20 protein-coding genes and 1 riboswitch are annotated in these 19,930 nt (G+C 65.9%); of the genes, 4 read left to right on the forward strand and 16 right to left on the reverse strand.

All coding sequences use genetic code 11. The annotated features are described in order from the left end of the window. Nucleotides 1-31: 31 nt before the first annotated feature. Nucleotides 32-727: a CarD family transcriptional regulator gene (locus tag TVC13_RS10020; RefSeq protein WP_422401066.1), complete on the reverse strand. Its 696-nt coding sequence runs from the start codon at nt 725-727 to the stop codon at nt 32-34. Between the two features lie 165 nt (nt 728-892). After that, nucleotides 893-1,822: a LysM peptidoglycan-binding domain-containing protein gene (locus TVC13_RS10025; protein WP_422401067.1), complete on the reverse strand. Its 930-nt coding sequence runs from the start codon at nt 1,820-1,822 to the stop codon at nt 893-895. A 3-nt stretch (nt 1,823-1,825) separates the two neighbouring features. Further along, nucleotides 1,826-1,991, reverse strand: a riboswitch (cyclic di-AMP (ydaO/yuaA leader). A gap of 295 nt (nt 1,992-2,286) precedes the next feature. Here TVC13_RS10025 and TVC13_RS10030 point away from each other — a divergent pair. Beyond that, the gene (locus tag TVC13_RS10030; protein ID WP_422401068.1) at nt 2,287-2,955 is read left to right on the forward strand and encodes an MBL fold metallo-hydrolase; all 669 of its coding nucleotides are present in this window, start codon (nt 2,287-2,289) and stop codon (nt 2,953-2,955) included. Nucleotides 2,956-2,967: 12 nt separating this feature from the next. Here TVC13_RS10030 and TVC13_RS10035 read toward each other — a convergent pair whose 3' ends face one another. The 6 genes from TVC13_RS10035 to TVC13_RS10060 form a co-directional block, all read right to left on the reverse strand. Then, complete coding sequence (locus tag TVC13_RS10035; RefSeq protein WP_422401069.1) at nt 2,968-3,378, reverse strand: hypothetical protein; 411 nt, start codon at nt 3,376-3,378, stop codon at nt 2,968-2,970. Between the two features lie 95 nt (nt 3,379-3,473). After that, nucleotides 3,474-4,136 (reverse strand): hypothetical protein, encoded by a 663-nt coding sequence (locus TVC13_RS10040; RefSeq protein WP_422401070.1) that lies wholly within the window; start codon nt 4,134-4,136, stop codon nt 3,474-3,476. Then, entirely contained in the window at nt 4,133-4,810 is a 678-nt protein-coding gene (locus TVC13_RS10045; RefSeq protein WP_422401071.1) for a hypothetical protein, read from the reverse strand. The genes TVC13_RS10040 and TVC13_RS10045 overlap by 4 nt, the downstream gene beginning before the upstream one ends. Further along, nucleotides 4,807-5,628 (reverse strand): ABC transporter ATP-binding protein, encoded by an 822-nt coding sequence (locus TVC13_RS10050; RefSeq protein WP_422401072.1) that lies wholly within the window; start codon nt 5,626-5,628, stop codon nt 4,807-4,809. The genes TVC13_RS10045 and TVC13_RS10050 overlap by 4 nt, the downstream gene beginning before the upstream one ends. After that, complete coding sequence (locus TVC13_RS10055; RefSeq protein WP_422401073.1) at nt 5,618-6,712, reverse strand: FecCD family ABC transporter permease; 1,095 nt, start codon at nt 6,710-6,712, stop codon at nt 5,618-5,620. The genes TVC13_RS10050 and TVC13_RS10055 overlap by 11 nt, the downstream gene beginning before the upstream one ends. Next, on the reverse strand, nt 6,709-7,860 hold the full coding sequence (locus TVC13_RS10060; protein WP_422401074.1) for an ABC transporter substrate-binding protein: 1,152 nt from the start codon (nt 7,858-7,860) through the stop codon (nt 6,709-6,711). The genes TVC13_RS10055 and TVC13_RS10060 overlap by 4 nt, the downstream gene beginning before the upstream one ends. 349 nt (nt 7,861-8,209) lie before the next feature. Between TVC13_RS10060 and TVC13_RS10065 the strand changes: the two genes are divergently transcribed. Next, on the forward strand, nt 8,210-8,563 hold the full coding sequence (locus TVC13_RS10065) for a hypothetical protein (protein ID WP_422401075.1): 354 nt from the start codon (nt 8,210-8,212) through the stop codon (nt 8,561-8,563). A 56-nt stretch (nt 8,564-8,619) separates the two neighbouring features. Further along, nucleotides 8,620-9,708: a DNA alkylation repair protein gene (locus tag TVC13_RS10070; RefSeq protein ID WP_422401076.1), complete on the forward strand. Its 1,089-nt coding sequence runs from the start codon at nt 8,620-8,622 to the stop codon at nt 9,706-9,708. On the opposite strand, the gene TVC13_RS10075 is transcribed toward TVC13_RS10070, so the two are convergent. Genes TVC13_RS10075 through TVC13_RS10110 form a run of 8 tightly spaced genes read right to left on the reverse strand, consistent with a single transcriptional unit; the run spans nt 9,659 to nt 18,738 of the window. Next, nucleotides 9,659-10,837, reverse strand: coding sequence for an XdhC family protein (locus tag TVC13_RS10075; protein WP_422401077.1), 1,179 nt, complete (start codon nt 10,835-10,837; stop codon nt 9,659-9,661). The genes TVC13_RS10070 and TVC13_RS10075 overlap by 50 nt on opposite strands. 41 nt (nt 10,838-10,878) lie before the next feature. After that, nucleotides 10,879-11,772: an SRPBCC family protein gene (locus tag TVC13_RS10080; protein ID WP_422401078.1), complete on the reverse strand. Its 894-nt coding sequence runs from the start codon at nt 11,770-11,772 to the stop codon at nt 10,879-10,881. Beyond that, on the reverse strand, nt 11,762-12,994 hold the full coding sequence (locus TVC13_RS10085) for a vWA domain-containing protein (RefSeq protein ID WP_422401079.1): 1,233 nt from the start codon (nt 12,992-12,994) through the stop codon (nt 11,762-11,764). Before TVC13_RS10085 ends, TVC13_RS10080 begins: the two co-directional genes overlap by 11 nt. After that, a complete protein-coding gene (locus tag TVC13_RS10090; protein WP_422401080.1) occupies nt 12,991-13,905 on the reverse strand; it encodes an AAA family ATPase in 915 nt (304 codons plus the stop codon). The genes TVC13_RS10085 and TVC13_RS10090 overlap by 4 nt, the downstream gene beginning before the upstream one ends. Next, the gene (locus tag TVC13_RS10095) at nt 13,889-14,857 is read right to left on the reverse strand and encodes an XdhC family protein (protein ID WP_422401081.1); all 969 of its coding nucleotides are present in this window, start codon (nt 14,855-14,857) and stop codon (nt 13,889-13,891) included. Before TVC13_RS10095 ends, TVC13_RS10090 begins: the two co-directional genes overlap by 17 nt. 8 nt (nt 14,858-14,865) lie before the next feature. Next, the gene (locus TVC13_RS10100) at nt 14,866-17,256 is read right to left on the reverse strand and encodes an aerobic carbon-monoxide dehydrogenase large subunit (RefSeq protein WP_422401082.1); all 2,391 of its coding nucleotides are present in this window, start codon (nt 17,254-17,256) and stop codon (nt 14,866-14,868) included. Next, nucleotides 17,253-17,858 (reverse strand): (2Fe-2S)-binding protein, encoded by a 606-nt coding sequence (locus TVC13_RS10105; protein ID WP_422401083.1) that lies wholly within the window; start codon nt 17,856-17,858, stop codon nt 17,253-17,255. The genes TVC13_RS10100 and TVC13_RS10105 overlap by 4 nt, the downstream gene beginning before the upstream one ends. A 4-nt stretch (nt 17,859-17,862) precedes the next feature. Further along, nucleotides 17,863-18,738 (reverse strand): FAD binding domain-containing protein, encoded by an 876-nt coding sequence (locus tag TVC13_RS10110; protein WP_422401084.1) that lies wholly within the window; start codon nt 18,736-18,738, stop codon nt 17,863-17,865. A gap of 141 nt (nt 18,739-18,879) precedes the next feature. Between TVC13_RS10110 and TVC13_RS10115 the strand changes: the two genes are divergently transcribed. After that, on the forward strand, nt 18,880-19,878 hold the full coding sequence (locus TVC13_RS10115) for a LysR family transcriptional regulator (RefSeq protein ID WP_422401107.1): 999 nt from the start codon (nt 18,880-18,882) through the stop codon (nt 19,876-19,878). Nucleotides 19,879-19,930 lie beyond the last annotated feature (52 nt).

The following is a 19,930-nucleotide window of genomic DNA, read 5'->3' on the forward strand; positions in this document are numbered from 1 at the left end:
GGGGGGGGGGGGGGCCGGGGGGGCCCGGCCCTTAGGTGACGGGTTCGGCGAGAGAACTCGCTGACCCGGCCCAGACGGCGTCGAGCACTGCGGATGCTTCATCCTCGCTGACGCCCAGGGACAGGGAAATTTCGGTCAGAAGCGGACGGCGGGCGTGCCGCAGCATGTCCCGTTCGGCATGGGAGAGTCCCTTATCAAGGGACCGGAGCGTGAGGTTGCGGACCACCCGGGCGACGTCGGTGATGCTCCCGCTGGCCAGCAGTTCAGTGTTCTCCTTGAACCGGCGCGACCACTGGGTTTCTTCGGTGTCTGCCTCGGCCTTGAGGACTTCCATGAGTTTTTGCAGCTGGGCTCCGTCAAGAACCGGGCGAAGCCCTACCTCGGCAGCCTTGGCAAGCGGGACCCAGACCTCCAGTTTGTTTGCATGTACCTCGAGGACGAGGTATTCCATGTCTTCCCCGCGCACTTTGCGGGTGGCATGCCGGCGGATGGCGGCTGGGCCATGATGGGGGTGGACTACGGTTTGACCGATGTTAAACGTCAATGTGTTTACCTCTGGCTGCGTCGATTCCCGACCCGGCATCCTTAGCGGCCGAATGGGCGGGGCACACTGTGGGATGTCCGTCCCGCCGCAGGCCCGGAACGGCTGAGCGCTGTGACGGAAGCGCGGAGACGTTACCAGCACATGGGTGAAGGTTCCGGCAGCCGCGAGTCTGGCAGTTTCCATTATTTCACGTTCGGGGCAGATGTACCCGGCCCGGGTGGGAGCTGGTTGTCCGCAGGGCCCGGATACGTTCGCCGCGGGGCGCTTAAAGCAGGGTGCCCCTCCCGGAATCCGGAAGAGGCACCCTGCCCCGGGCCGCGCCCCCCGGCGGTCGGGCAGCAACGCGGACTATGCGCGGTAGTAGACGGGGCCGGAGCCGAGGTTCGCAGTGGCGATAACGGTCTGGTTGCCGTTCATTCCGCTGTGGATGGCCTGGCCGTCGCCGATGTAGATGGCGATGTGGGGGACACCTGCTCCGCCGTTGGCGTAGTAGATCATGTCACCGGGCTGGGGGTTGGACACCGGGGTGCCGTAGGCGGCCAGCTGTGCCGGGGAAAGGTCACCAACCGAGTGGCCGGCCGCACGGAGTGCCTGCTCAACGAGGATGGTGCAGTCCTGTGCAGCGCCCAGCTGGGCGTATGCGGAGCTCAGCATGATCGCGCCGCTGCCGGAAGCTGCTGCAGCAGGTGCCGGGGTGACGGACTGGGTGGTGATGTTGCTGCTGTAGTCGGCGTACGTACCGGGATCGGTGTATGAGGCTGCGGCCGGAGCCGCGACCGGGGCCGGGGCCGGAGCGACGTAGGTTTCAGCCGGAACGTAGGTCTCTGCCGGGGCTGCCGCAGCGGGCGCGGCTGCTGCGGCTTCACCGGAAACAGTGATCACGTCACCGGGGTAGATGATGGATTCCAGCGACAGGCCGTTGAGGGCCAGGACGCTGTCCAGGCTCACGCCGTAGGCGGCGGAGATTTCGCTCAGGGTGTCACCGGAAACTACGGTGTGGGTTACGGCTGCAGCCGGAGCCGGAGTTTCGGCTACGGGGGCAACTGCGGGCTGGGCTGCCGGAGCAACGAAGGCGCTTGCCGCCGCGGCGGGTGCCGGTGCCTCGTTGATGACTGCGCTGGCCTGGGCCGGTGCTGCCATGCCGAACATGAGGCCTGAGCCTGCTACAACCGCTGCTGCGGTGCCGGTGACGGTGCGTGCCTTACCGGGTGCTGCTTTTGCGATGGTGGTCCAGATGCTGGACTCTGCGCAATGACGTCCGCGATTCTTAGAAGACAAGGTATTACCTCTCCCTATACCTGCGAGGTGAGCTGTCGGGTTCGGATGGGAGTCACCCGGCCGCCGGTCTCATCCGGTCGGCTTAACCCCAAGGATTCAAAGGACCCAAAAAATTGGTTCCCCCGCCCCTGCCGTCGTATTGCAAAAGGGACCCCGGCCAAGCGGCAGAGCTAGGTAACAAGCCCGGGGCGCCGCATCAGGTCTGCGGCATGCCAAGGACACTAACAGCAATCTCTTTTTGATTGCAATTCGGTAACGGCACCGTGTTGCCGTTGTGTTTGCTGGGTCACTCATGCTAGTAAACAGCACGCTGTCGAGTTCTTCCCCGGGTGCCACATCCGCATCCCGCTGGCAGCAGGTATGCGGCCTGGCCTCCCGACGCAGAATTCTGGAGCTACACCGGGACGCGGACGCCGCAGTAGGACTACGCTTAAACCCCTGCATTCCGGCGAAGGAGAGCGGTTGTGGACCAGGAATCAAGCAGCGGATCATCCCGTCTGCCCATTGAGGAAGTTGTCCGCGAGATGAGTATTCCAGCCGGTCTTGCCGGCCCGGAACCGGTGATTTCGGACGTACGCTGCTATGCCGTGGCTCAACCCGGCGGCATTGTGGTCATTGACACAGGAATGCCTGACGCAGCTAACGCCATTGCGGACGCTGTTGAAGCCCTTGGAGGCACCTTCACGGATGTTCGGGACATCGTCCTGACCCATCTGCATATGGACCACATCGGGTCACTGTTTGCCATCGCCGAGCAGGCACCGCTGGCGTCCATCTATGCCGGCGGTCCGGATTCACCGGACATCCGGTCACCGCGGAAAGTGCGGGCCATGGAGGAAGGTGACTCCGTGCAGGACCTCCAGGTCCTCGCTACTCCGGGCCACACCCCGGGGCACATCAGCATCTTCCATGAAGGTACCGGAACACTCTTTATCGGCGACGCCGCCGCAACGGATCACGGCGAAGCTGTCCGGAGCCCCGCGGCCTTCACCTCGGATGCTTCGCGCGCCGAGGAGTCCCTCGAACGCATCGCATCACTGGCGCCGGCCCGCATACTGTTTGCCCATGGCGCTGAAATTCCCTCACCAACCGGCGCGCTGGTACGCCTTATTGGTGGACCCTACGGAGGCTAGCGCCTGAGAATCTCAAACGGCCCGGCGCACCACCAGCCAGGCGAAACAGCTGCCGGCCGCCGTTGTGAGAACAGCTGCAGCCGGCAGCAGCCACGTTGCAGGTGTGCCTCCGGAAACGGAGACGGCGGCGTAGAGCAGCCAGCAGACGGCCAGTGCTGCACCCGCAAGGCCTGCGCAGTACCACGCCGATTTTCCAGAAGCAGCACTGATGTAGGCAGCTGCGGAGGCGGGGCAGGCAAATGACCCGCCCAGCACCGCGCCGCCAATCAGGGTCCACACGATGTAGCTGGTCAATTCACCGGCTTGGACCGTGGAGGCATAGCTCAGCTGGAAGTTCAGCATGGCCAGTGCCATGCCTGCCAGTGCGCCCAGCGGAATAAGGAAGAAGACAGACCTGCCGGTCCGCGCGGGGGTGTTGCTCATGTCTTCAACTGTATCGCCGCAGGTGCTGCAGCCTGTTGCTGTCTTGCAGCCCTATCCCCGTACGCCGTCCTGCCCCCTCAATGCATGCTGTCCCGTCAGCCCATCCGGTTCCTTTGGACACCCAGGGACTGGATATGGGCTGCGGTGGCCCAGCGCAGGATCGAATACAGCAGCTGGGTGGCTCCGGGCATAAAACCCGAACCGTGGTGGTAGACCGGATCCATGGTTGTCACCAGCAGGCGGGCGGGCTGGTTCACTTCATCGATGAACAGCAGGGCTCCGCTGTCCGTGCCGTCCTCCTCCATGGTTACCAGGCTCCGGGCGCCCGACGGCGGGTGGAGAAGTCCGTGGTGGTGCCAGTCAACAGCGCGCCGGGTGAAGAACTCCCACAGCGGATCCTCCGGCAGGCGCAGGCGTGTGCCGGTGTCGGTGCCGGTCCGCCAGGCCCAAAAGACGGTAGGACGGAATGAGTAGCCAACGCCGGGCAGCCAGTCCTGGACGCTGTTTTCTCCCAGCACTGCGATGGTCTTTCCGGGGTCCTGGAGCGCCTCGCGGATGGCCGGCTCAAAGCGTGAGCGTACGCCGGGATGCAGCCGGTCTCCCACAATCAGGACGTCCAGCTCCCTGAGCCCGGCAGGGTCTGCGTCCGGAAGGTAGATGCCTTCGACCCGGTAGGGCTGGAGTGCGGGGTCTTCCAGTGTGCGCAGGGCGGGGAAGGTGCCGGCGTGGAGCAGGCCAATGCGTGGTGTTGTTCTCATGCTGATGCTTCCTTGGGGGTGTCGGCGGTGGAGCCTGAACTGAGCCAGGTAACGAGGTTCGGTCCCAGCCGCGCACTGCTGTACCTTTCGTCTGCGAATCCCTCCAGGTCCAGGCCGCCGTGGACCAGGACGGTGCCGCTTCCCAGCGGATATTCGTAGTCCAGGGGCAGCGAGTTGGGACCTATGCCGGTTACCGGGACGGCGCCGTCGGGCAGCGGTGAGGAATAACCCCGGCCGTAGAAGCCGGCAACGCCAACTTCCTGCAGCCTCTCGTAGGAGTGCGTACCCGGAACCCCGGTGCGGAAATGCAGGTCACGGTAATCCACGCCCTCCCACACGGGGTGGGGTGTCAGCGCGTGCGGCCGCAGGTCCCATGGGCTGCGGTAGTCCAGCTTCAGCCACCGCGCCAGGCCGTCAATGAATGGCAGCACCACCTGGCCGTTAACCAGGACTCGGCCGCCGTCGCGGACGAATCCGGTCAAGTAGCTTCGGTGCCGGTGCAGGAGTACATGGTCAGCGGCCCCGCTGATGATCAGGGCGCCTGCTGAGAGGATGGTGCTGCGTGCAGCGGGATCATCGAGCCGGTAGGCGTCGGTGTCCTCAATGGCGCCGCGCCAGTCCGGGTCACCAAGTCCGCGCATCCTGTTTGATCCGGCGAGCCGAATGATTCTCATGAAAGTTCCTTTCGGGGGTTTGCAGCGCAGCTGCGCCTGCAGGAGGGGCCAAAGTCCGGAACCGCGATCGTGCGGTTGCCTGAGACCGTGTCCACGGTGGGTGTGCAGATCGGCAGTCCGTAGACATCGGAGAGAGCGGGTCCGGTCAGCAGTTCGTCCACCGGCCCCCAGCGGGTGTCGTGGCCGTTGACGAACAGCAGGGCGTTGCGGGAGACGTGGAGGGCATGGTCTGGATGATGGGTTGTCATGATGACGCCCATTCCCTCGGCTGCGAGCGAGTCAAGGACGGTGAGCACACGGGACTGGTTACGCAGATCAAGCGCGGAGGCAGGCTCGTCGAGTACCAGCAGCTGGGACCCGGACGCCAGGGCGCGGGCGATCAGGACGAGCTGCCGCTGACCGCCTGAGAGTTCCGAGTAGCACCGTTCCGCCCACCCCGCCGCACCCACGCGTTCCATTGCCCGTGCGGCGGCATCCCGGTCTTCAGGGCGGGGGACCTGATAGGGGCGCAGGTGCCGCGTGCAGCCCATAAGTACCATGTCCTGAACCGTGAAGTCCGGCCCGCTTCCGTGATCCTGGGGGACGTAGCCCACGGACGGACCGGTGCGAAGCGTCCCTTCCACCGGTTTCAGGAGCCCGGACAGGCACTTGAGCAGCGTTGTTTTCCCGCGGGCGTTGGGCCCCAGGATGGAAAGGACTTCCCCGCGTTCAAGGCTGAAATCCAGGCCGCGGAAGAGCCATGGCCCAAGCCTTGAATAGCGGAAGCCCAGCCCCTGCGCTTCCAGAAGTACCGCATTGCCGGCTTGCTTAGTTTCCATTTGTTCCTGCCTTCTTCTGGGTGCGGGCGAGCAGTGCCACAAAGACCGGCGCACCAATGATGGCGGTCAGGATCCCCAGCGGGATCTCGCTGCTGGTCATGGACCGGCTTAGCGTGTCGATGAGGATCAGGTAGGTTCCGCCCAGCAGCAGGGAGACCGGAAGCAGCACCCGGTGGTCTGAGCCGACCCAAATCCGCGCCAGGTGCGGGACAACCAGTCCCACCCAGCCCACGGCGCCCGCGACGGCTACCGTGCCCGCTGTCATCAGTGCGACGGCGCCCAGCAGCACCAGCCGTGAACGGTGGGGGCTGATGCCCAGGGCGGCGGCGTCGTCGTCCCCAAGGGACAGGACGTTCAGGCGCCATCGGAGGGCAATGATTACCGCCGCACCCATCCCGACCGGGATCAGGGCAATGAGCACCTTGTCATAGCTGGCCGCCGCAATGGATCCCAGCAGCCAGTGGACGATCGAGGGGAGCTCAGAGTAGGGATCGGCAATGTAGGTCATAAAGGACACGAGGGCATTGAAGAATGCCGCAACCACGATTCCGCCCAGCACAATCATCAGCATCCGGCTGCCCTGTCCCAAACGGGCCAGGAACAGGACGAAGGCCAGTGCTGCGAGGCCGAATCCAAAGGCGCCCCCGACCATCCAGGCGCCGGACAGTCCCAGCGTCAGCACCAGGACTCCGCCGAAGGAGGCTCCCGCCGTGACTCCAATGATGTCCGGACTGACAAGGGGGTTGCGGAACAGTGCCTGGAGGCAGGCGCCGCCGAGGGCCAGTGCTCCGCCCACCAGGAATGCGAGCAGGACCCGCGGCAGCCGGACGTCCAGGATGACGGTGGCCTCCTGGTCTGTCCACGTTCTTCTCAGCAGACTTTCGCTGCCCAGGAGCGATCCGGCCTCACCGGCAAGAATGCGGAGGATCTCATTGGGTGGAACCCAGTAGCGGCCCACGGCCATGGAGCCCACGGCAACGGCCAGCAGCAGGACCAGGCTGATGACCACCGGATGCCGGCGCAGCATCCTTGCGCGCGGGGAACGCCCGCCGGGAGTGGCGGGGGCGTGCTTAACCAGGCTCACGGCTGCGCTTCGAAAACTTCGTAGCCGCGGCTGCCGCGGTTCATCTCCAGCCTCAGTGCAGCGTCGACCTGGGCTTCGGAGACGTCGTAGTTGTAGAGGTAGCTGATCTTCTCCCGCATGGTGTTCCGCAGGGTGTGGCTGGTTAGTTCAGGGTGGTACAGCTCCGCGGCCCACTGCCACATCAGCGGCGATTCAGCACACGGGACCTCCCACCGGTAGCCGCCGAGCGGTGCCTTGTAGACCCGCTTGTTCCGGACTGCGGAGACGGACGCGAGTGCGCCGTCGGCATACACATCCGCCGGCGTCCGCGCGTCAAAGCCGCCAAGCGTGATGACTTCCGGATCCCACTCGATCAGCTGTTCCGCGCTGACCGTGTTCTCTGCTGAGACGTTGTCTGCCGCCATGTTCCGGCCGCCGGCCAGCTCCATCCAGAAGTGCATGTAGGAGGCCTTGTTGGAAGCCGAGTAGCCCTCCCCGGACTGTCCGAGGTGGACCACCCGGACCGGCGCCGCAGCGGCCAGTTCCGAGCGCAGCCGCTTCAGTTCGGTATGCATCCAGCCGGTGATTTCTGTTCCGCGTTCCGGCTTGCCAAGAATCGCCGCGAAGAGGTGGACCCAGGTTTCCAGGTACTCCTGCGTGCCATATAGCAGACAGACGGTCTTGAAGCCGGCGTTCTCCAGCGGTTCAACCAGGCCGTCTCCCTGGTCTGCCCACTGGAAGACGACGTCGGGAGCGAGCTCGGTAATGGTTTCGATGTTAGGGGTGAAGCTCGAGGGGGAGATGGTCGTGGTGGACCTGGACTCGGGGAAGATCTCCCCGAAGAGTCCCTGCCTGTTTGCCTGCAGGGTTGATTCGTTGATGCCGACGATGCGGTCATATCCGCCGTCCACCGCTGCGATCATCGAGGGTGAAGGGATCACGGTAGTGGCGATCCGCTGCACCGGGGCGTCGAAACTGATGGTCTGGCCGCGCATGTCCGTAACGGTGAAACCGGTGGACGAAGCGGTCCCGCTTGCGGGTGCTGCGCCTCCGGCGGCAACGGTGTCGCGGGAGGAACAGGCTCCGAGAGCCAGCGTCAGCAGTCCCAGTCCACCCCCAAGGAGTGTTCGGCGGGAAGGATGGGTCTGTGCGGGGGTAAGGCGGGACACCGGAACTCCGATCGTAACGTCTAGGTTGGTTAGGCTGGCCTAAGCAAGCTGGAGTTCATATTAGCGAACAAAAACGTGTCGTTATTCAAAAGGTGACAGTCCCTGTCATAAGTGAGACGAAGGCGACACCATCCTTTTTATGAATGACTCAGAATAACTGCTAGAGTCTTGACCAGCACCGAACGGTTTCCGTTCGGCATCAGCATCCATGCCGGCCTCCTCTGCAGGGAGCCGTGCATTCCCGCAGCCCCGCTCCGTGCCGGCTGCTCCCGACTTTTTGCAACGCCGCCAAAGCGCCGGCGCACTCCGTGCTGCCCGGCTGCCTTGCCCACCTTCTTCCAGGAGAACAATGTTCGAGACCACGACCACCGCCACAGCCCTTCCCATCCAGGACCAGGAGACCGGCACCAACCACAATGTGCCCCGTGAGACCCGCGCCGTGCCGGCCCGCCGGGCGGCCCTTGGCGGCAACTACGTGGCTGCCTTCGGCCGCCCCCGCTCCGGAATGCAGCACGCTGCCGCGGTCCGTCCTGGCACGGTCCGTCCTGCCGCCGGCTGCGGATACACCGCCCGGTACGACGGCGCGGGTCACCGGGAACCTGCGGCCGCAGTGGACAGCTACACCGCTTCCTTTGGGGCCGCGGATACCCCGGCCCGTACCGTCACCGGTGAGCGCGGCCGTTACACCGATGTGAACCTGTAATCTGTGAACCCGGGGATTTCCGGGCACAGATGACAGGGGGGGAAAGCATGGGTGCCATGGACAATTTGCTGGGTCCGGCTGAAGTTGCCGGACTGCACCGCAGCCTCACCTCGGCCGCTCCTGCACCCGGACTCGCGGACCTCCTCTCTGCGGTGCCGCAGCTTGAGCCGCTTTCGCTGCGCGCCCGGACTGACCTTCTGGCCGGGGCACTGACCCGCGCATACCCCGCCTACTCCGAAGCGGCCGCCGCTTACCGGACTGCCCTCGCCGACCAGGGGTTCAAGGGGTGGATGATGTGGCCGGTGACCGAATCCGCCGTCACACTGGCCCTGGCCGGTTCACGATCGGCGGATTTCGACGACGCCCTTGACCTGCTCGCCGAACTCACGCCCCGCCTGACCAGTGAGTTCGCCATCCGCCGGCTTCTGGCGGCGGATCCGGTACGGGCCCTGGCCCGCGGCCCGGCCGGGGCGCAGGACGCCGATCCACCGGTTCGGCGTCTGGCCAGCGAGGGAACCCGGGCCTACCTTCCCTGGGCGATCCGTGTGCCCTGGCTGCTGGAGAACCCGGGAGCAACCCTGCCCATCCTGAACTCCCTCCGTGACGATCCCAGTGAAGACGTGCGCCGGTCGGTAGCCAACCACCTGAACGACATCTCCCGCCATGCACCCGAGGTCACCGTGCAGACGGCCGCCCGCTGGCTGGGGGACCCGGCACCCACGACGGCGCGGCTCGTCCGTCACAGTCTGCGGACCCTCATCAAGAAAGCCCACCCCGGTGCTCTCGAACTGCTTGGTTTTGCTCCGGCGGAAGTTGAAGTCCGGGACCTTTCCACCCAGACACCCGTCATCACCCTTCCGGGAAAGCTCCAGTTCAGCTTCGCGGTCAGGAACACCGGGACCGCCGCGGCGCGGCTGGCGGTGGACTACGTGGTGGATTACGTCAAGGCACACGGCGGAACGGCTCCGGCGGTCTTCAAGCTGACGGTCCTTGAGCTGGAGCCGGGCGAAGCCCGCTCACTGTCCGGCTCGCACGCCCTTCATCAGATGACCACCCGGCGCCACTATGCGGGCACACACCGGCTGCAGCTGCAGATTAACGGGATCCGGCACGGCGACCTGGCATTTGAAGTCCGGCTTCCGTAAGCGGACCAGCTGCGTCATGGTGAATCCGCTCAGCCAGCAGCCTTAGCGGAACGCCGGTCCCGCCCCACGCTTCGCCAATGAACTCTGCCGCGATCGACACGGCAGTTTCCTCCGGTGTCCGCGCCCCCAGATCCAGCCCGATCGGGCTTCGTAGCGCTGCCAGCGCTTCGGGACTGACCCCGGCGTCGAGCAGGCGCTCGGTTCGGTCCCGGTGCGTTCGCCGGGAACCCATGGCACCCACATAGGCAACCGGCGGCCCACCCAGGACTTCGGCTAGGAGCGGCACATCGAACTTCGGATCATGGGTCAGCACACAGACCACGGAATGGGCGTCGACTCTGCCCGCCAGAAGCTGGTCCCGGTAGTAGAGGTGCGGCCACGCGGCAATCACCTCATCCGCGTCCGGGAAACGTGCCCGCGTTGCAAAGACGGGCCGCGCGTCGCAGACGGTGACGTGATAGCCGAGGAATTTCCCCAGCCGGGAAAGCGCCGCAGCGAAGTCGATGGCACCAAAGACCAGCATCCGGGGCAGCGGTGCGAAGGCGTTCAGGAAGACGCTCATTCCCGTATCCAGCCGTTCTCCTTCAGGCCCGTAGGTCAGCACGCCGCTGCGCCCGGCGGCCAGCAGGCCCAATGCGTCGTCCGCCACTGCCTGGTCGGCGCGCAGGCTGCCCAGCGAGCCGCCCGTCTGCAAAGGAAGAATCGCGAGTTTTCGTCCCAGTCGACTGGCATCGGGGTGCTCGATAACGGTTGCGATGCCCACGGGGTCACCGTCGCTTACTCCCCGCAGAGCCGGGCCCAACACTGCAGATTCGCCGGGTTGAAGTGCTTCGATGAAGACCTCAATAGTGCCCCCGCAGGTAAGGCCAACGGCAAAAGCGTCATCGTCGCTGACTCCGTAGCGGGCAAGCACCGGCCCGGCACCTTCCATGCACTCCATTGCCTGCTCGTACACGGCACCCTCCACACACCCGCCGGAGACCGAGCCGACGACGCTGCCTGAAGCAGTCACCAGCATCTGTGCTCCCGGAGGCCGCGGTGCAGAGTCCATGGTCCGTACTACGGTGGCCAGGGCAGCGGTACGGCCGGCTTCCCATTCAGCCAGCAGAGTGCTCAGGACCTCGTTCATGACGGTGCTGCTCCTTGTTCGATGGCCAGCAGGTTCCGCGCTTAGGCGGAACGGCGTGCTGCACGCCTGCCCAGATGGTAGGCCGCGAAGGCGACGGCGCTGTAGAGCCAAAGCTGCACGGCGGGCTGGCGCAGCTGCTCGCCCACCACACCGCGCATCAGCGCCAGCCCGTCGAGTCCCTGAACTTCCGCCGCCGGTTTCGGAGGTTGTATGCCGGACAGGGGCAGGGACGGAGAGGCCGGTGTTTCTTCCCGGTCCTTCACACCCACCGCGCCCAGGCCCGCCGTACCTGCACCGACCGTTCGGCCAGCCGGACCCGGGTGAGTTGCAGGAAGGTCCGTGCGGTCCGGCTCACTTGTCCCCGAGCCGGCTGCCCCGGAAAACCCTCCGGTGTGCGGGCCGCCTGGAACCGGCGTCTGCGCGGCACCGGACACAGTCTCCGGAACCGGAACGGACTGCGCATCGCCGGCAGGACCGGATCCTGCAGACCGGGCGTTGACCATGGCCTGGAGATTCTCGGCGAACACAGCCATCATCTGCTCTGTGACGCTGCCGATCACACCCTTGCCCATTGCCGCCGCTTTGCCGGACAACCCGATGTCAGCGCTGACCAGTCCCTGGGTTCCCCCTCCGGCTTCCTCCAGTTTTAGGATCACGGTGGCCTGAGCAGTTCCCTGGCCCCGGACTTCCTTGGCGCTTCCCTGCAGGACGGCCCGGCGCGCAGCCGTGTCGCGTTCCAGCACGTCCAGCTGACCGCGGTACTGCAGGGAAACCGGTCCGAGCTTGACCTTCATACCCACCTGGTAAGCGTCATCGTTGAGTTTGTTGAGGATCTGCGCGCCGGGAATACAACCGGCTACCGACTCGAAGTCCATGACGGCTTCCCACACTTCCGCGGGCGGGGCGTCGACTGTGAACGTGCTGTCAATGTCCATGAGCAGATCCTGTTCTCCTGGGGTGATGGTGCGTGCCGGCTAGGGCTGTAGGGAGTTCTGCCAGCGAGTCATAACTGTGGCCGCTGGTAAACGCGTCGCAGAACGGCAGCGCAGCTGCCATTCCGCCGGCAAAAGGTTCATAACCCGGTGCTGCTTTCCGCGGGTTCACCCAGATAATCCGGTAGGCCAGGCGACGCAGCCGGGCCATCTGGGCGCGTACATCCTCCGGGTTGTCCTGGGTCCAGCCGTCAGAAAAGACGACGACGACGGCGCCCCGGGCCATGCCGCGCCGTCCGTACGCATCCAGGAACGTCCGCAGGCACCGCGCCAGCAGGGTTCCGCTGTCCCAGTGCGCTGTGCTGCCGGCGGCCGCTGCCAGCGCCTGGTCTGCGTTCCGGCCGTCCAGCTGGCGGGTGAGCCTTGAGATTCCCGTGGAGAACACAAAGGCCTCCGCATTCGAGGTCCCCACAGCCCCCTGCATCAGGGAGAGGAAGACCTGCGTGTGCGCTGACATGGAGGCGGACACATCGCAGAGCAGTACCAGCCTGCGGGCCGCCGTCGTGCGTTCTGCCCTGATAAGCCGGTAGGCAGCACCGCCGGAGCGCAGGCCGGACCGGGTGGTACGGCGCAGGTCAAGCTGTGCTCCCCGCGGACTGCGGCGTGAGCGGCGGGTAAGCCTGTGCGGGGTGGCCAGCGTAATCCTGCGTGCCAGCGCACTGACCTCCGCCAGTTCTTCCCGGGTCAGCCCGGCGAAGTTCCTGGTATGCAGCGACTCATCCGCAGAAGCAGTCAGCAGGACGGCATCTGTGTCCTGTCCGGACGCATCTCCGGAACCGGGAAGGACCGTCTGGAGGCTCGATGCTTTCTGTTCGCCAGGCAAGGCGGCGGCGGTTTCCGGTGCGGTCCGGGCCCGAGGTTCGGATCCCACAGGCGGAGGGGCATTCTTCTCGCCGCGGGTATCTGCAGGGTCCAGCATCCCGTCAAAGAGGGCAGAGAACACGGCGTTGAACACCGGGATTTGTTCTTCACCCCGCAGCAGCACGGTGCGGCAGGTCCAGTACAGGCGGCTGCGGGAGGAGGGCGGCACCAGGGCAAGTGCCCGGGCCAGATTCGCGGACTTGTCCGGCGGAACTTCAACACCTGCCCTTCGCAGCGCGTGGCCCAGCCCGGCAGAAAAAGCGGCCGTTTCAAGGACAGCCGCGCCCGGTCCCGGGCCGGTCACGGGGACCCCGCCAGCCACGCAGGGCCATGTGCAGCCACGGCCTCCAGATCCTCGCGGTTCTTCAGCACCATACCCAGCGTGCCTTGGATGCTGGCGGCGCTGAGGTGCTCAATGTCCAGCAGTGACAGGGCGGAAACCCAGTCCACTGCTTCGGCGATCCCGGGTGGTTTGGCCAGATCCAGACTGCGCACCCGGCGCAGCGCTTCGGCGGCCTCAAGGGCAAGCGGCCGGGACGACGCCGGGACCCTCCGGCGGATGATTTCCGCGACACGCTCCGGTGCGGGGTAATCGATCCAGTGGTAGAGGCACCGGCGCGTCAGGGCATCGTGCAGTTCACGGGTGCGGTTGGAAGTCAGAATGACGATGGGCGGGAATTGGGCGCGGATGGTTCCCAGCTCCGGAATGCTCAGGGCTGCTTCGGCCAGGAGCTCGAAGGTGAACGCCTCAAACTCAGCGTCCGCCCGGTCAATTTCATCAAGCAGGAGGACAGCGGGCCGCGGCCCGGGATGTTCCAGGGCCTGGAGGATGGGGCGGCGAAGCAGGTACTCGGGGGAGTACAGGTCCTCCTCGCTGACTCCGGCACCGCCTGATTCGGCAACCCGGATGCGCAGCAGCTGCCGGGGATAGTTCCATTCGTAGAGTGCCTCTGCCGCGTCGATTCCCTCGTAGCACTGCAGGCGGTAGAGCGGAGTGTCCAGCAGGAGGGCCAGTGCCTTGGCGGCTTCAGTCTTGCCAACACCTGGCTCGCCTTCAAGCAGGATCGGCTGCGGAAGGCCCATGGCAAGGAACAACGCAGTGGCGAGCCCCGGGTCCGTGACGTAATCGAGCTCTTCCAAGGCCTTGGCAAGGGCATCCGGGTCGGGGTACGGTCCGGCGGCAGGGCTGCCCGCGGTGTCAGGAAGCGGCTGCATACCGGTCCGGGTCCCGCAGGAAGGCTGCCCGGCAACCGGGACAGCAGAAGTATGACGTGATCCCCCCGGACTCCGCGCGGGGAGCAGCAGCACTGATCTCAACCGTCATCCCGCAGACCGGGTCAATCGCCTGACCGGGGGAGTCCGGGCTTTCAGCTGCCTCCGGATGGCTCTCTCCGCTGCCTGCACTCCCTGCGCTGCCTGCACTCCCTGCGCTGCCTGCAGTCGCCTGCTGCGAGCGCAGTGCCGTGAACTCAGCCAGGATGGACAGCGCTGTTTCCGCCGGCGTCCGGGCGCCGAGAGCCAGTCCGGCCGGTGAATGGACCCGTCCGCGCTGGTCCGCTTCGACATCGAGGGACGCCAGCACCTCCGCAGCCCGTTTGCGGCTGGCAACCAGTGCCACGTACGGCACCCCTGCCCGGAGCGCAGCTTCCAGAGCGGTTTCTTCACCCGTGCCGTGGGAAGCCACCACTAGTGCTGCGTCTCCTGCCGACGGTTCAGCTTCACCGGGAGGGCGCAGGGTGACCTGCAGGCCAAGAGGTGCGCCCAGTTCACCGAGGGCACGGGCCACGGGCGTCTCTCCCACCACCAGCATGTGGGGCGGCGGGAGTACCGGCTGCAGGAAAATCTCCACGGCGCCTCCGCTCAGGCACGGGTTCCGGACTTCAACCGCACCCTCGCCGGCCGCTGCGGCCGGTTCACCGGGCAGGACGCGGAGGAGCAGCGGGTCCCCGGCGGTCAGAGCCTCCAGGCCGTACCGGCGCACGGATCCCTGAACACAGTTCCCGCCCACAAACCCCGTCAGGCTGCCGTCGGCGTCCAGCACGGCAGTATCCCCGGGCCGGGCGCTGGTGGGCCGTTCAGCCCGCACCACCGTGGCCCGCACGTAAGGAAGGCGAAGCTCCTGGAGCTTCCGGGCGCGGGCCTCCGGGTCTGCTGGCATTGTTTCCATTGGGATCCTCAGATCGGGGGCTGCGGCCGGCCCTGCATTGCCTCCCAGACTCGGGCGGGTGTGCAGGGCATGTCCATATGAGTGATCCCGAACGGCGCCAGGGCATCAACGACGGCGTTTACGATCGCCGGCGGGGAACCCACCGTTGCTGACTCGCCCACGCCTTTGGCGCCGATTGGATGGTGCGGCGACGGGGTGACGGTGTGCCCGCTTTCCCAGTCCGGCACTTCCATGGCGGTGGGAATGAGGTAGTCCATCAGCGATCCGCCCAGATTGTTGCCTTCGGCGTCGAACTCAATGAACTCCATCAAGGCCATGCCCACACCGTCGGCAAGCCCTCCGTGCAGCTGTCCCTCGATGATCATCGGGTTGATCCGGGTGCCGCAGTCGTCGACGGCGATGAACCGGCGTACCTTCACACGCCCGGTACCGGGGTCCACATCCACCACGCAAATGTAGGCGCCGAAGGGGAAGGTCAGGTTGGGCGGGTCGTACGTGACTTCGGCATCCAGGTTGCCGTCGACGCCGTCGGGCAGCTCCATGGTGCCGTGGGCAGCCATCGCGATGTCAGACATTGTTTTGGAGGCTGACGGGTCGCCTTTGACGAACCAGCGGCCCTTCTCCCACTCCAGGTCTTCCGGGCGGGTCTCCAACATGGCGGCGGCAATCAGCCGCGCCTTCTCCCGGACCTTGCGGGACACCAGGGCGACGGCTGCGCCGCTGACCGGAGTGGAGCGGCTGCCGTAGGTGCCCAGGCCGAAGGGGGTCTGGTCCGTGTCGCCGTGCACCACATCGATGTCTTCGGGCGGGATTCCCAGTTCCTCGGCCACAATCTGGGCAAACGTGGTTTCATGTCCCTGTCCCTGGCTTTGAACTGACAGCCGGACCACGGCCTTGCCCGTGGGGTGAACGCGCAGCTCGGCGCCGTCTGCCATGCCAAGGCCCACAATGTCCATGTGCTTCCGTGGGCCTGCGCCGACGGTTTCGGTGAAGAAGGCAATGCCTATGCCCATAAGCTCCCCGCGTTCGCGCTTGGCTGCCTGTTCGCGGCGGAGCTCCCCGTAACCGGCCATGTCCAGCGCTTTGGCCAGGGCCGGCTCGTAGTTCCCGGAGTCGTACTCCCATCCGGTCTTGTTGGCGTAGGGGAACTGGTCCGGCTGGATGAAGTTCTTGCGCCGGAGTTCCGCCGGGTCCATGTCCAGCCGCTGGGCCAGGATGTCCACCAGCCGTTCCACCAGGTACACGGCTTCCGTCACCCGGAAGGAGCAGGCATAAGCCACTCCGCCGGGCGCCTTGTTGGTGTAGACACCGGTGACCTTGCAGTGCGCAGCCTCCAGATCGTAGCTGCCGGTGAAAATGTGGAAGAAGCCGGCCGGGTACTTGGTGGGCTGGGCGGTGGCGTTGAATGCGCCGTGATCGGCCAGCACACTGGTGCGCAGTCCCAGGATCCTGCCGTCTGCGGTGGCGGCGATGCCGCCGTGCATGATGTAGTCCCTGGCGAAGGACGTGGACATGAGGTTCTCTGAACGGTCCTCCATCCACTTCACCGGTTTTCCGGTGACGATCGAACCGACCACGGCCAGGATGTAGCCGGGGTAGATGCCCACCTTGTTGCCGAATCCGCCGCCGATATCCGGTGAAATCACCCGGATCTTGTGTTCAGGGATCCCGGCGACCATGGCGAAAATTGTCCGGTGGGCATGCGGGGCCTGCGAGGTCTCATACAGGGTGAGCTTGCCGTCCACCGGGTCGAAGTCCGCGATGGCTCCGCAGGTCTCCATGGGTGCCGGGTGGACGCGCGGATAAATGATCTCCTGCTCCACCACAACATCTGCGCGGGCAAACACCGCATCGGTCTCGGCAGCATCCCCTGCTTCCCAGTCAAAGATGTGGTTATCGGTTCGGCCGGGCATCTCGTCCCGGACTACGGCGGCGTCCTCATCCAGGGCACGCCGGGCGTCAATGACCACCGGGAGCTGCTCATATTCGACTTCAATCAGTTCCAGTGCATCGCGGGCGGCGTACCGGTCTTCGGCGACAACAAAGGCCACCTCCTGGCCCTGGAACCGGACCTTGTCAGTGGCGAGCACTGCCTGGACGTCCGCGGAGAGCGTCGGGGCCCAGGCCAGGTTCAGCCCTTCAAGGTCGGCTCCGGTGATCACTGCCCGGACTTTGGGGTGAGCCAGCGCTTCGGAGGGATCGATGGACACGATCCTTGCGTGGGCGAGGGGAGAGCGCAGGATCGCACCGTGCAGCATACCGGGAAGGGTGATGTCGTCGACGTAGCGTCCCTTGCCCCGGACGAAGCGCGGATCCTCCTTCCGCTGCATCCGGCCAAAGCCGATGGGGCGGTCCGGACTGTCCGCGGCTGGGTTCGCTTCGCGTTCCACGGTGGTCATGGTGTGCTTCCTTCCTCCGAAGAGGTGACGCGCTCGGCAGTTTGGGGAATGTCACGGATATCGACGTCGTTGGCGAACTCGCCGTCGTAATTGCCGCTGGTAGTCAATTCGCCGGAACCTTCATCCACCCCGAGGGCAGAAGCGGCCGGGTGTTCAGCGGCCCACCGGATGGAGCGGACGATTGTCGCGTAGCCGGTGCACCGGCAGATCTGTCCGGAGATGGCCTCGCGGATTTCGTCCGGCTTCGGATCGGGATCCCGGTCCAGGAGGGCCCTGGCGGTCAGCATCATGCCGGGTGTGCAGAATCCGCACTGGAGTCCGTGTTCAGCCATAAAGCCCTGCTGCACCGGATCAAGCCGGCCGTCCACTTCCAGGCCTTCAACCGTGCGGATCGTGTGTCCGTCTGCCATGACAGCCAGGACTGTGCAGGACTTCACCGGTTCACCGTCCATCAGGACCACGCAGGCGCCGCAGTTGGTGGTGTCGCAGCCCCAGTGCGTGCCTGTCATGCCCAGCTGCTCACGGAGATAGTGGACCAGCAGCACACGGGGTTCGACGTCACTGCTCACATCGGCGTCGTTGATGGTGAGGTTGATTTCCATTGGCCTAGTCCTCCTGGAGTGCGGCGCGTTCGCAGGAGCGCGTGAGCACGCGGGTGGTGAGTTCACGGGCAAGGTGGCGTTTGTAGTCAGCGGGCCCGCGTTGGTCTGCCACGGGGTTGCAGGCCTCGGCAGCCAGCCGGGCGGCCTCCGCAATCAGACCGGGTTCGGGACGCTGTCCGGTCAGGACAGCCTCGGCTTCTGCCGCCGTGCCGTCCAGCCCTACAGCGGTCAGTCCGATGGAGGCCTGGCTCACGGACCCGTCGGGTGAGAGCGACACCGCGGCCCCGGCTGCGGTGATTGCCCAGTCACCCACCCGCCGTTCAACCTTCTCGTAGGAGCTGCCCTGCCGCGGGAGGATTGGGAAACGAACTTCGCAGAGAACTTCGTTGGGGGCGGCAGCGGTTTCATACGGGCCGCGGTGGAATTCCGGCATGGACAGGGTGCGGCTTCCTCCCGGGCCGCGCAGCACCACCTCCGCCCGAAGCACTGAGCAGACCGTGGAGAGGTCCTCCGCCGGGTCCGCCTGGCAAAGTGAACCGCCGATCGTGCCCCGGTTTCGGACCACCGGATCCGCAATAGTGCGCTCTGCCTCCGCGATGATCGGAAAGAGCTCCGCAGCAGCCGGGGAGTCCAGGAGCGTGTTGTGGCGGGTCAGGGCTCCAACCCTTAGCCACTGCCCTTCCCTCACGATGTAGTCCAGTTCGAACAGGTCATTGATGTCGATGAGCCATTCGGGCCGGGCCAGACGCAGTTTCATCATGGGCAGCAGGCTGTGGCCTCCGGCCACAATCCGCGACTCCGGGCCATAGCGGTCCAGCAGTGCGACGGCGTCTGCCACGTCGGTGGCGCGGGCGTAGTCAAATGGAGCGGGTATCTGCACGATATCCCCTTTGATAACCGATGCTGCGCCCGGTGCAGCTCACCTCGCGGCGAACCTGCAGCAGGCTGGTCTGGCTAAGGTTGCCGTCGGCTTCCGGAGGTGTCAATATCCACCTAAGCGAAAGGTTATGATGCCGTGCCGATGACGCTGAGCCAGCTGCGCACCTTTGCGCTGGTGGCACGTCTGGGCTCGGTTCGGGAGGCCGCGAAGGAGCTCGGAGTCAGCGAACCGGCGGTCTCCGGTGCACTTGCCTCACTGCGCGGAGACCTGGGCGACGCACTGGTGGTCCGGTCCGGCAGCGGCATCGCGCTCACCGCCGGCGGCCGGGCCCTTGCCGCGTATGCCCAGGAAATCGTCGGCCTGGTGGAACAGTCCCGCCGGGAAGTGGCCCTGGCATCGCGGGCGGGTGATGAGCTGCGGGTGCTGGCTACGCCGGCATTTGCCGAACATGCTGCCGGACGGCTGCTTGAGGCCTTTGCCCGGCGCGCGCCCGGGCCGGCCCCGCGCGTCGTCGTTGATTCTGCCGCCGACTCCGGCGCCCTCCTGAAAGAACGTGCCTACGACGTCGCGCTGGGGGCACGCCCCGCCGGTTCCGGGATGCAGGCGGTACCGTTCCTGCGCTACCACCGCGTTCTTGTGGCGCATCCCGGCCATCCGCTAGCCGTGCACCGGGCCGGGCGGCACCCCGCTGCTGTGCTTTCGCAGCGTTGGTTTACCGGACCGCTGTCCGAAACCACCGGGGAAGAGCAGCGCTGGATGGCCAGGCTTCCGGTGATGCCGGAGCTGGTCCAGCTGGACAGTGAAGCGGCGTCCTTGGCGGCGGTGAGAGCGGGGGAGGGAATCATGCTGGCCGTGGCACACGTAGTCCGCCGGGAACTTGAAGCCGCGGAACTGGTGCAGGTTCCCTTTCCCGGGACTCCGCTGACCGGACTGTGGTGGGCCACCACGCTGCAGGGAGCACGCGCGGCACCGGCTGCCCTTTCCCTGCAGCGGTTCGCGGCCAGCGCGGAAGCGACAGAGGCCATGATGGCTGCAGCAGGCCCGCGTGGTCTGGTTCGGCGCGGTACCAGGGTCCATGTGGCGCTGTGGGCCAGTCCGGCAGTGCAGCCAGGCAGGGGAAGAGCTCAGGGATCCCGCTGATCGCGGCGGCAGCGGCCTTTCCGCAGCCGAAGCGGTGACCGGGAATGAAGCC

The sequence above is a fragment of the Arthrobacter sp. 3Tela_A genome (genome assembly GCF_049311025.1).
Lineage (GTDB): Bacteria > Actinomycetota > Actinomycetes > Actinomycetales > Micrococcaceae > Arthrobacter_B.